Origin of the sequence: Cecembia calidifontis (assembly GCF_004216715.1) — a bacterium.
GTDB classification, from domain to species: Bacteria; Bacteroidota; Bacteroidia; order Cytophagales; family Cyclobacteriaceae; genus Cecembia_A; species Cecembia_A calidifontis.
The window spans coordinates 3,050,086-3,061,690 of the sequence record NZ_SGXG01000001.1; the positions used below are offsets into that span (position 1 = coordinate 3,050,086).

Below are 11,605 nucleotides of genomic sequence, written 5' to 3' on the forward strand. Positions count from 1 at the left end.
CTAAGGAATAATTTTGGGTTCGGCAATCTGATGAATGGAACATGGTCGAATTGGTGATGAATTGAATTTCGGATGTCGAAAGGCGGATTTTGGAAAGAGCATCCTAGAAAATTCTGGAGCTGAATGCCTTCTGTTAAAAAGCGGAGAAAAGTTGAGGAAGGCCTGTCCTTCTCATTCCGAGATTTAAAAATTTGGGCATTTACGGATTATCAAATGACAAAAGGTTTCACACGGCGGGCGCAGCGAAGTCGCAGCGATCGCCGCGTGAAATAGCTATTTGTCAAAACCATAGAAAGTAAATGTTCCTTCGGATTGTAAAAGTTGAGCAAGGATCAGGATTTGGAGAATCTGTCTATAATGTTTGGAAAGGAAAAGTCTTCTGAAGATCCGAATTTAGGGAAGGTCTTTTTGATTTGTGTTTTTAAATAGCTTATTTTCAATAAGTTAAAATACAGAGTTTTATCAAATGCTAAATTTTTAGTATATTGTGTCCCCAAAAATTGAAAAACGGACCATAAAACCAAATTTGAATGCTCATTAAAACCCTCCACCCCATCCCAAACAATGAAGTAAAGACAGGCAATCAAACAAAGCAAAAGCATGGAAAAATAACAGCTTATTATCCAGATGGTCAGGTTAAAAGAGTTGAACGGTTCAGGAATGGAGTTCCCCATGGAGAATGGGTCTGGTATTTTCCCAATGGTAAGATTTTTATTCGGCAATTTTTTAAAGAAGGGAAGAAGCATGGTACTTTTTACAGGTATTCCGACAAAGGGGTATTGCTTCACAAATCCCGTCATTTTGATGGGCTAAAACATGGTAGGTTTTTCGATTACAATAAGAAGGGAGTTTGTATTAAGAAAGCCAAGTACAATTTCGGAGTTCTAGACGGATACTTTTTGTTGTACCATCCTAATAAGAAACTTAAACTACAAATAAGGTACATTGAAGGGATGAAGGATGGTATTTATGAATCTTATCATCAAAATGGAAAAATTGCAATTAGGGGTACTTATAAACAGGGCGTAAGAGCTGGGAAGTGGCATTATTTTGATGAACAAGGTCAATTTAAAATGCTTGAAATTTATCATTACAATGAGAAGCTTCTTAAGCGTGTCCTGGCCGGAGAAGATATTCCTGAGCATCAGATGGAGAATTACTATCATTTTGGCAGACTCTTATACAGGAGACGCTATAAGAACGGGGTACAGGAAGGTGCTTTTGAACTTTATACCATGGATGGCAAAAAAAAGAAGATTGAGGTCTATGAGCATGGTCTTAAGTCTGGATTTGCATGGTATTATCATACTAATGGAAACTTGAAATATGCCGGCACTTACGATAAAGGAATGAAAATCGGTACCTGGCGGCTTTATGATGAAAGAGGCTGGCTCCACTATGAAGAATACTCATAAACAGGGCATCATTCAGGACAAAATATTATTTGATGAAAAAGAAAAACCCATTTACAGAGAAAGATTTCATCCCGATGGATCTTTTAAAACCGGATTTCCAATTTTTGGTATGAAAGGGGAAATAAGTTTTATCACAGATGGGCCTTTTGTAGAATTGGGTCCACAAGGGGATGTCGAAGTCATCGGATATTTTAAAGACTATCACATGGAAGGTCTTTGGGAATTTTTTTATCCAAGCTCGAAAAATCTGAAAGCATTTGTTTCTTATGAAAAAGATAGTCGAGAAGGGGGATTTTTCGTCTTTTATCCAAATGGAAGCCTGAAAATCCAAGGTTTTTACAAAAATGATATGAGACATGGGGAATGGTGGGTCCATTATCCCAATTGGAATATGAAAAGTATTCTTCACTACAAAGAAGACGGCTTAGAGGGAATATGTAAAAATTTTTATCCTGATGGCAGGATCAAGATAATTGCTACATATAAAGAGGGAATTAAACATGGAGAATACCGTTCTTTTTATCCTAATTCGAGGCCGAAAGTAATTGCCTATTTCAAAGATGATCAAAAAAACGGCAGTTATAAATCCTTTTATCCAAATGGAAATATAAAGGCAATCGGACAATTTGAAGATGATTTTAAAGAAGGCAAATGGACTGTATATTCTGAAGATGGGCGGCTTGTCAAAACTGCCCGATTTGATTACGGTGATTTGAGAAGAAAGTGGAAGGTTTCTAAAGTAAAGAGTTGATTTCATTTCCTTCAGCTATATTCTTTTAAAGTGTAGAATTAAAAATAAAATATTAGGCTTATAATCAGGTTTATAGCGATTATGACCAATTTTTCCGGCTTTGGAAGTTACTTTCTAAGACTGGAGTTTTAGTTTTTTTGATATTTTTGACTGTTTTTGTTTATCGTCTTATGTCAAAATCTTTAAGATCTTACAAAATAAGGTTATTGGTTTTGTTAGTTGGCAGTATGCTTGTTTTTGGTTCCTGCAGACAGAAACAGCCTGAACCGGTAGGGGAGGATTTTACCGGGCAGCATTCTGCTAAAACCATCTTTGAAAGGTTTCCCGCACCGAAGGGCTTTCAAAAAGTTAAAGCCCCATCAGGAAGCTGGGCGGCATATTTGCAGGATTTCCCTTTGTTGCCCCCGGGTAGACCGGTTCTGGATTATACGGGCAAACCCATTTCTGACCAAAAAAGCCATGTGGCGGTCCTGGACATAGATGTGGGCAAGAAAGACCTGCAGCAATGTGCCGATGCCATTATCCGCTTGCGGGCAGAATACCTGTGGGGAAAGAATCAACAAGAAGACATTGCATTTAAGTTTACCTCCGGACATGCCTTTGCTTGGAAGGATTTTGCTTTGGGGATGCGTCCCGAGGTAAAGGGGAATCAGGTGAGCTTCAGGCAAACTGCCCCTGCGGATCATTCCTACGAGGCCTTTAGAAACTATTTGGATATTGTCTTTATGTATGCCGGGACGATCTCTTTGCATAGGGATATGAAACAAATCAACCGAAAAAGTGAGTACCAAATCGGGGACGTAATCGTTCAGCCCGGCAGTCCGGGCCATGCAGTGATTATTGTGGACAAGGCTAAGAATGCCAAAGGTGAAGCCATTTACCTGCTTGCCCAGGGCTATACCCCTGCCCAATCGGTCCATATCGTCAAAAGTGGGCATTCCGGCATCAGTCCCTGGTTCAAAATTCCCCAGTCGGGACACTTTTGGCATAAGCGGTTTTGGTTGAGAGAGGTGGGGGTGAGGAGGTTTTAGAAATGTTTAATGGATGAATGAAATAGTGATTATCCTCGGAATGGGAAATCAATCTCAAATAATTCTTCATTATTTCCTGCCCTGCAACCTGGCCCAGGCCTAAAAATATCCACAGGGACATTTTCCTAACGTCCAGTCCCCCCTGCAACCTGGCCCCTCGCTAAAACTATCCTAAGGGATGGTTTTTTAACGCTCGGTCCTCCTTGTTATAGTGGATAGTTTATCCCGATGAGGAACGATATCGGGACAGTACTCTTATGATATTATAATCCTGCGCTGCATGCTGGCCCAGGCCTAAAAATATCCACAGGGACATTTTCCTAACGTCCAGTCCCCCCTGCAACCTGGCCCCTCGCTAAAACTATCCTAAGGGATGGTTTTTTAACGCTCGGTCCTCCTTGTTATAGTGGATAGTTTATCCCGATGAGGAACGATATCGGGACAGTACTCTAATGATATTATAATCCTGCGCTGCATGCTGGCCCAGGCCTAAAAATATCCACAGGGACATTTTCCTAACGTCCAGTCCCCCCTGCAACCTGGCCCCTCGCTAAAACCATCCTAAGGGATGGTTTTTTAACGCTCGGTCCTCCTTGTTATAGTGGATAGTTTATCCCGATGAGGAACGATATCGGGACAGTACTCTAATGATATTATAATCCTGCGCTGCATGCTGGCCCAGGCCTAAAAATATCCACAGGGACATTTTCCTAACGTCCAGTCCCCCCTGCAACCTGGCCCCTCGCTAAAACCATCCTAAGGGATGGTTTTTTAACGCTCGGTCCTCCTTGTTATAGTGGATAGTTTATCCCGATGAGGAACGATATCGGGACAGTACTCTTATGATATTATAATCCTGCGCTGCATGCTGGCCCAGGCCTAAAAATATCCACAGGGACATTTTCCTAACGTCCAGTCCCCCCTGCAACCTGGCCCCTCGCTAAAACCATCCTAAGGGATGGTTTTTTTAGCGCTCGGTCCTCCTTGTTATAGTGGATAGTTTATCCCGATGAGGAACGATATCGGGACAGTACTCTTATGATATTATAATCCTGCGCTGCATGCTGGCCCAGGCCTAAAAATATCCACAGGGACATTTTCCTAACGTCCAGTCCCCCCTGCAACCTGGCCCCTCGCTAAAACCATCCTAAGGGATGGTTTTTTTAGCGCTCGGTCCTCCTTGTTTTAGTGGATGCGGTACTCTGACGAGGATGACCTCTACTACTGGGAAATGGATGGGAATGTCTTAATCCTTGTTTTAGTGGATGCGGTACTCTGACACGGAAGCTTAGATGGGGATTCGGGGTTTGAGCTGTCTTAATCCTTGTTTTAGTGGATGCGGTACTCTGACTAGATCTGATCATAGGTTTAAAGCCTTTGTAGTAAAGTCTTAATCCTTGTTTTAGTGGATGCGGTACTCTGACGGATGATTACGGTTTTGAAATCATGGTATGAAAGGTCTTAATCCTTGTTTTAGTGGATGCGGTACTCTGACAATCACAAATACGGCCAGATATGCATATTACATGCGTCTTAATCCTTGTTTTAGTGGATGCGGTACTCTGACATTGATGATTTTAACCATGCTATTGACGGCATTAGGGTCTTAATCCTTGTTTTAGTGGATGCGGTACTCTGACACGGTTTTGCTTATGGCATAAAATGGCATAGCAAAGAGTCTTAATCCTTGTTTTAGTGGATGCGGTACTCTGACAACCATGCAGGATTTCAAAAAGTATTTGTAGAAGAAGTCTTAATCCTTGTTTTAGTGGATGCGGTACTCTGACGGTCTTTTTACGGACTCTGAAGGCAATGTCCTGGAAGTCTTAATCCTTGTTTTAGTGGATGCGGTACTCTGACTTAAAATGGACGTGGTAAAACCACAGTTTCTTGACGGTCTTAATCCTTGTTTTAGTGGATGCGGTACTCTGACGCTAAATTTCATTCGTTACGTGGTGAGAAATCAGGTCTTAATCCTTGTTTTAGTGGATGCGGTACTCTGACATTAATGGATTGGGCCCTTCGGGGCTCATCCTTTTTGTCTTAATCCTTGTTTTAGTGGATGCGGTACTCTGACAACAAGAGGTAAAACCACAGTTTCTTGACGAGGATTGTCTTAATCCTTGTTTTAGTGGATGCGGTACTCTGACGAATGGTGAACCTCTTCTCAAACAAGAGGTAAAAGTCTTAATCCTTGTTTTAGTGGATGCGGTACTCTGACAACCTGTCCTTGATGAGAATGGTGAACCTCTTCTCAGTCTTAATCCTTGTTTTAGTGGATGCGGTACTCTGACCGGGTACAAATTGGTACCCATCGTTGATGAGAATGGTGTCTTAATCCTTGTTTTAGTGGATGCGGTACTCTGACCTTTTAGACAAGATGAAATAGAAGATGATATTCATGTCTTAATCCTTGTTTTAGTGGATGCGGTACTCTGACTAGAAGATGATATTCATTACAGATGGATATCGTATAGTCTTAATCCTTGTTTTAGTGGATGCGGTACTCTGACTACCCCATTGAGACACAATATATCTCCAAAAGAATTGTCTTAATCCTTGTTTTAGTGGATGCGGTACTCTGACATGGCGATTGCTAAATTTCATTCCCTGCGTGGTGAGGTCTTAATCCTTGTTTTAGTGGATGCGGTACTCTGACTTCTGAAGGTCAATCCTTCAAATCTATTGCAAAAGAGTCTTAATCCTTGTTTTAGTGGATGCGGTACTCTGACGAGAACAAAATTGTCCTTCAATTCCACTTACGAGGAGTCTTAATCCTTGTTTTAGTGGATGCGGTACTCTGACAAATAAATATGTTTTCAATCAACTGGGTTATGCTTCGTCTTAATCCTTGTTTTAGTGGATGCGGTACTCTGACCTTCCCAAGGGTGAGCAGTTGTATACCTCTAAAATGTCTTAATCCTTGTTTTAGTGGATGCGGTACTCTGACTGTTTTCTTTATTATCATTCTATCATTACTCTTCGTCTTAATCCTTGTTTTAGTGGATGCGGTACTCTGACCTTCCCAAGGGTGAGCAGTTGTATACCTCTAAAATGTCTTAATCCTTGTTTTAGTGGATGCGGTACTCTGACGCTGTTGTTCGTGTAAATGTGAACGGATATCCGTTTGTCTTAATCCTTGTTTTAGTGGATGCGGTACTCTGACACGTCAGGCAATCAAACATGGGGCAACCCATTTGTATTGTCTTAATCCTTGTTTTAGTGGATGCGGTACTCTGACTGGGGGGGTGCAATTTCAATGCTTCAAAAGAAAAGCGTCTTAATCCTTGTTTTAGTGGATGCGGTACTCTGACCTTTAGTCTAATCAGCTAATACTCAGTGTGAATCAGTCTTAATCCTTGTTTTAGTGGATGCGGTACTCTGACAACACATTTAAACCCATTAGAAATTATGACAAAAAGTCTTAATCCTTGTTTTAGTGGATGCGGTACTCTGACTACGAGGATTTGGACACCTTGTTCGAATAAGGATAGTCTTAATCCTTGTTTTAGTGGATGCGGTACTCTGACTATTAAACATGGGGCAACCCATTTGTATTTTGCGGTCTTAATCCTTGTTTTAGTGGATGCGGTACTCTGACAACTAAATAGAGGGGGGAAACTCCCTTTATTTTTGTCTTAATCCTTGTTTTAGTGGATGCGGTACTCTGACCTCTAAAAGAATTTTGCGAAGAGAATGGCGTTACAGCGTCTTAATCCTTGTTTTAGTGGATGCGGTACTCTGACTGTTATTAAAACTAATGACATGGTTGATAACATGATGTCTTAATCCTTGTTTTAGTGGATGCGGTACTCTGACTAGACCAAATAGGCCTATGTGGAAATGAGGTAAGAGGTCTTAATCCTTGTTTTAGTGGATGCGGTACTCTGACGATTTCGAAAATGCCCCACAGCCCAGAATATCTGAGTCTTAATCCTTGTTTTAGTGGATGCGGTACTCTGACCCATGCAGAACCATTTCAAAAAGGAAATTATGCATTGTCTTAATCCTTGTTTTAGTGGATGCGGTACTCTGACTGCTAACTCCAGTTTTGATTGGTTTTCAATATTTTGCGATTGAAAAACCTCTCAAAAATATTTAGTTTTTTGAAAATAAACTTCATCTTTTCTACAGTCTCTTCCAAATCTAAACTTTTCTCTTCAATTTTAAAAAGCTTTTTTTAGCCTTTTTCTTTATCTGATTTTTGGATAAAGATCATTTTCCATGCCCATTCTTTTTTACCTTTTACCGGTGCAAGTAAGGCAGTACCTTCTACTAAATCATTATGTTTTAGGCTGTGCTTTTCAACCAAATTTGGTTCAACAAATTTCCCATTGATAAAACCAAAAGAATTGTGCTCCCGCTTGTTGAATTTCCCCAAGACTTGGCTTAGTAGTGGATGCTCTTTACTTGTTGAAGCTTCAATTTTTTTGACATGAAAATAATCTCCAGTGCCGCAATTCCCTGTTAGCTTATAGATCCCCCATAGATTAGGTTCTTCAATATAATTGCCAAAACCAAATTTATGTTCATTTACCAGAAAACTAAAAACTTTCTTTTCTCGATTCACATGATTTACGACGACGAGTATGGTTTCAGTAGATTTGTTTTCAAGAAGGGATTCTGCCAGAGCAATGTGATCGGAATAATTCAGATAAGCAGCTTGGGATTGGAAAAACCATGATGTTTCCATATACTGTCTGTGATTACTTTTTAAACCCCAACCTTGTTTTTCTCTTAACCTCATCAGTTTTTCCAGCTCAGCTTTTGCTAAATTATATTGCTCAGTTTTTACCAGATAAGCTATTAGCTTTTCCTGTATATTGGATAGGAATTCCGGCTTGGTTTTGCAGGTCATAGCTTTACAGAGGCAGGAAAAATAAAGGTATAGGTCACCCTCATAGGCTTCCGCAAATACCTGCCAAACCCAAAATTCACCTGACTTCTTTTTAGCAAAGGGCAAGAATGCTTTTATTCCTGTGTCTAAATTACCAGTTCCCAACAAAAGCTTAGCTTTGAAATAGGGCACATACAACATACCAGGATATGTTTCTAAGATTGGCTCTACAATTTCCTCGATATAAGCAGTGATTTTTCCCTCATCTGCCTTTTCTCTTAGCAAAGCCTTAGAATAGCTAATGTGAAGACGTTCTGCCAGGGATATTATCTTTTTGCCTTCCCATTCCTGTTTTTGAAAATCATCCTCTTCCAGGATATCATAAAGTCCTGCTTTTTCTAAATAAACTGATTGATGGGTTAATGACCAAAAATCAACGGAGGTCTTTACCAATTCCTGTAATATCAGTTTGGAGACCAGCTTTTTGGTTGGACGATAAAATTCGAAATGGCGATTGAGTAATCCTAAAGTTTCCGTGTTATCTGGTTTTCCAGTTTTATTATGTGATTTAAGCAAGTAATAGACAATCCAGGACAGTTGATCTGTATCAGGCTGGTTTTTTTTTAGCTCGAAATCGAATGCCTCACTGTACTTTCCATCAGCCACAAGCTGCTTCACCCGCAAGTATCCTTCGTTAAGTATTTTAAAAAAATATTCCATCCGTTCATGAAGAAGAGCTTCAGTAATTGGCATCTGAAGAGAAGTGAACTCATCAAGAAAGTGTTTGGCTTGAACAGTTTGTCCAGCCTGTACATGTTTTTTGATTAAATAATATAGGGACCAACTGTGGTTACGTTTTGCCCAAATATCATCTTGTTTTTGAAGAAGTTCGTTTTTAGTTAGTTTGTAAGCATCTTCAAATCTATTTTCTGCGCGAAGTTGTTTCAATAGTTGCTGATTCATAAAAATACCGTATTGGGTGGGTCTATTATTTGCTCAATATTTACATTTTTACCTATTAACTTCATACTTCTGGCATCTGAGATATTCAGAGGTACCAGAATAATACTATCTTCATTTTCATATACATCGTTGATTTCTACAAGTGTTTGTTTGATTTCTTCGAATTTTTTGTGGTCTGAGTGAACCAGGAAAACAGATTTTTGTACACGTATGCAGCCGTTTTTGAGCAGGTATTTGGCTACCAGTCTCCTGACTTTGTTGTTTTCTATATCATACATGATCAGGTAGTTCATAGTGGTACTTTTTTGGGGTTTTCCCTGGAAAATATTTAGTATTTTTTCAATCCTACCGGAAAGTGGGAGTAATTCATCTTCCGGATCAAGTATTGATTTTTGATCTGGTTGGGCCAAAATTCCAGAATCCCTGATTTTTTGGATTCTTTCTTTGAGGTCAAATTCTTTTTTTGGGGGCTTTGGCATTAGGTCCTAAGATTGGAAACTGGCTTTAAGAAATTCTGTCAAAGTTTTACCGAATTCTTTATGGCTTCCGGTTTTGGTAGTACCGACCACACTTACTCCTCTTTTACCAAAGAATACATTGACTTCAGCCCAGATTGTGCCTGAACGTATTTTAACTTGCCGTCCATAAGCTATTGGTTTTACTTCTTCTATTTCGGCATTGATTTCTTTAAGGTAGTTGTGAAGCTTATCCATGACCCATTCCAGTTCCTCTGGTTGTTCATAGTGTTTTTCAGTGGGCTTTTTTAGCTTTTGTCCTGTCTTCTCTTTTATAAAAGCGAGCACTCCATCAGGTATATCTTGGCCAGTATTTGTTTTTTCATCTCTCGGTAATTCTTTGATTACTTCTCTGTGTTGCTTTTCTATTTCTTTGGCCTTTTTTTCAATTTGTTCCATTTCAAAGAGGGAATCTTTTGCTACAAATGCCTCTGGGTGGAGATGAACTGCGTTTGGGTTGTAGTAGGCTTGAGGATCAAAACTAACAAAACAACAGCGGCTGACATCATGTGTTTTGTGGTCCAAAGCTGCACCAAGTTGATATTCCTGATTAAGCTGTATACAAAAGGCTTTGTAGAACAAGGCATAGTAAGCAGGATCAGAGATCTTGGGGTCAATTTTGAACAGCACTTTTAACCCATCTCCACTTGGAGAAGCAAAAAGCAGTTCAACCCTCTTATCCTTTTGTAGTTTTTCCCTGAGTTGGCCAATCTCAAGTCCATTTTCCGAGATATGGTCGATATCTATCAGGAAGCGGTCTGCATAAAGAAAATTTTCCTTTCGTCTTACTTTAGGGTGAAACTGGGCACAGACTACATAAGGCAGTGTTGTTTTAAGCCTTCTGTACTGGGCAGGATCCATTGCTCTGATAGCTTGAAGCCTGCGTTGGAGTGATGCGACTTCTCCTTCGGGATTGATGAGTGCTTTGTGGAATTTTTCTATGCTGATATCCTGTAGCTGATCTCCTGTCTGGGTTATATGTTTACCTAATCTGATCATATACTTGCATTTTGGGTAAAAAATCTGGCCAGTTTATGCATGTCTTCATCAATATGTGACATTCTGCTCATTGACTTTCCATTGAGTAAGATTACTTCCCCTAAGTAATCATTTACAGATTGGATCAAAATCCTTTTGGCCAAGGGTCCTAACAAAAGGGCAGATTGAGGGTTTTCCTGATCGAAAGATTCTAAAGGAAAAGCTTCAGCCATGCACAATTGAATGACCACATAGTCCATCCAGGTTCTGTATTTTTCGATAATGTCAAAGACCAATGCAGGTCTGTTGTATTCATCTCTATGAAAAATCCCCACATAGGGGTCAATCCCTGCCTTGATGAGCGCACCTTCGATTTTACCATAAAGGATTCCATAGGCATAATTGAGCAAAGCATTGAAAGGGTCACGTGCCGGTTGCCTATCCCTGGATTCAAAAGAATAAGTTTTCGGCATCAGCCTGGCAATACTTTGAAAATATCTTCTACCAGAAGCGCCTTCCCAGCCTCTGATGGTTGGCGCTACATCGGAAACAAATTCTCCTTCTACATCTTGCACTTTCTTCTTGTAATCTTCTATGCTATTGATACTAGATTTAAAAAAGTTATAAAGCTGTTGTTTATCTGGCTCAGGATGTAATGCCAGCAGGAGAGCTACTTGTGAGTCCAGCTTGTGGTAAATTAATTCTTTTACCCAAGGTAATGCAGCTTTGGAATATAAAAAATTGACCTGAGCTTTTCGGATATTGCTTATCGATCCGTATTGAACGCTCCAGACACGACCTTCAGGATTGCCCAAATCATTAACAAAAAGTACTTCTACTTTATGTTTGATGGCCAGTATGATAACATCGCTGGTGATCCGGGCAGACTTAGAAATACTAATGCTCTTAACAATATCCGGCGGGAAGCTTTGTTTTCCCTCTGGTGTGGTGATTACAAAAAGTTCGTTTTCTTTTTGCAGGGTTGCTCCATAGGTATTAATGACTAAGTGCATGGTTTTTTTGGGTTTAGTTTTGATTTTAAACTTTTTCAAAGTTCCAAACTTTGGAAAAGTTTAGCCTTCTAATTAAGTTGAAAAACCTTCGAGGGTTTGACT

General features: G+C 39.9%; 7 protein-coding genes and 1 CRISPR repeat array. Of the genes, 3 read left to right on the top strand and 4 right to left on the bottom strand.

The window, feature by feature from the left end; all coding sequences use genetic code 11:
- Positions 1 to 530 precede the first annotated feature (530 nt).
- From BC751_RS13205 to BC751_RS13215, 3 genes are all read left to right on the top strand, one after another.
- Positions 531 to 1,415: a toxin-antitoxin system YwqK family antitoxin gene (locus tag BC751_RS13205; protein ID WP_130275946.1), complete on the top strand. Its 885-nt coding sequence runs from the start codon at positions 531 to 533 to the stop codon at positions 1,413 to 1,415.
- A complete protein-coding gene (locus BC751_RS13210) occupies positions 1,399 to 2,166 on the top strand; it encodes a toxin-antitoxin system YwqK family antitoxin (protein ID WP_165389837.1) in 768 nt (255 codons plus the stop codon). The genes BC751_RS13205 and BC751_RS13210 overlap by 17 nt, the downstream gene beginning before the upstream one ends.
- Positions 2,167 to 2,336: 170 nt before the next feature.
- Entirely contained in the window at positions 2,337 to 3,197 is an 861-nt protein-coding gene (locus tag BC751_RS13215; protein WP_130275948.1) for a DUF4846 domain-containing protein, read from the top strand.
- A 1,170-nt stretch (positions 3,198 to 4,367) separates the two neighbouring features.
- Positions 4,368 to 7,234: direct repeats of the CRISPR family, unit length 37 nt; unit sequence GTCTTAATCCTTGTTTTAGTGGATGCGGTACTCTGAC.
- 143 nt (positions 7,235 to 7,377) lie between these two features.
- Here BC751_RS13215 and BC751_RS13220 read toward each other — a convergent pair.
- The 4 genes from BC751_RS13220 to cas1 are packed head-to-tail and all read right to left on the bottom strand — an operon-like array spanning position 7,378 to position 11,503.
- On the bottom strand, positions 7,378 to 8,997 hold the full coding sequence (locus BC751_RS13220; RefSeq protein ID WP_130275949.1) for a DUF7017 domain-containing protein: 1,620 nt from the start codon (positions 8,995 to 8,997) through the stop codon (positions 7,378 to 7,380).
- Entirely contained in the window at positions 8,994 to 9,476 is a 483-nt protein-coding gene (gene cas2 / locus BC751_RS13225) for a CRISPR-associated endonuclease Cas2 (RefSeq protein ID WP_130275950.1), read from the bottom strand. Before cas2 ends, BC751_RS13220 begins: the two co-directional genes overlap by 4 nt.
- A gap of 6 nt (positions 9,477 to 9,482) precedes the next feature.
- Positions 9,483 to 10,511 carry a CRISPR-associated primase-polymerase type B gene (locus tag BC751_RS13230; protein WP_130275951.1) on the bottom strand — a complete coding sequence of 343 codons (1,029 nt, stop codon included), beginning with the start codon at positions 10,509 to 10,511 and terminating at the stop codon, positions 9,483 to 9,485.
- Complete coding sequence (cas1, locus tag BC751_RS13235) at positions 10,508 to 11,503, bottom strand: CRISPR-associated endonuclease Cas1 (RefSeq protein ID WP_130275952.1); 996 nt, start codon at positions 11,501 to 11,503, stop codon at positions 10,508 to 10,510. Before cas1 ends, BC751_RS13230 begins: the two co-directional genes overlap by 4 nt.
- Between the last annotated feature and the right edge of the window lie 102 nt (positions 11,504 to 11,605).

Coding starts and splice junctions, on each gene's coding strand:
- BC751_RS13205 (WP_130275946.1), top strand. CDS start 531: ATGCTCATTAAAACCCTCCACCCCATCCCAAACAATGAAGTAAAGACA.
- BC751_RS13210 (WP_165389837.1), top strand. CDS start 1,399: ATGAAGAATACTCATAAACAGGGCATCATTCAGGACAAAATATTATTT.
- BC751_RS13215 (WP_130275948.1), top strand. CDS start 2,337: ATGTCAAAATCTTTAAGATCTTACAAAATAAGGTTATTGGTTTTGTTA.
- BC751_RS13220 (WP_130275949.1), bottom strand. CDS start 8,997: ATGAATCAGCAACTATTGAAACAACTTCGCGCAGAAAATAGATTTGAA.
- cas2 (WP_130275950.1), bottom strand. CDS start 9,476: ATGCCAAAGCCCCCAAAAAAAGAATTTGACCTCAAAGAAAGAATCCAA.
- BC751_RS13230 (WP_130275951.1), bottom strand. CDS start 10,511: ATGATCAGATTAGGTAAACATATAACCCAGACAGGAGATCAGCTACAG.
- cas1 (WP_130275952.1), bottom strand. CDS start 11,503: ATGCACTTAGTCATTAATACCTATGGAGCAACCCTGCAAAAAGAAAAC.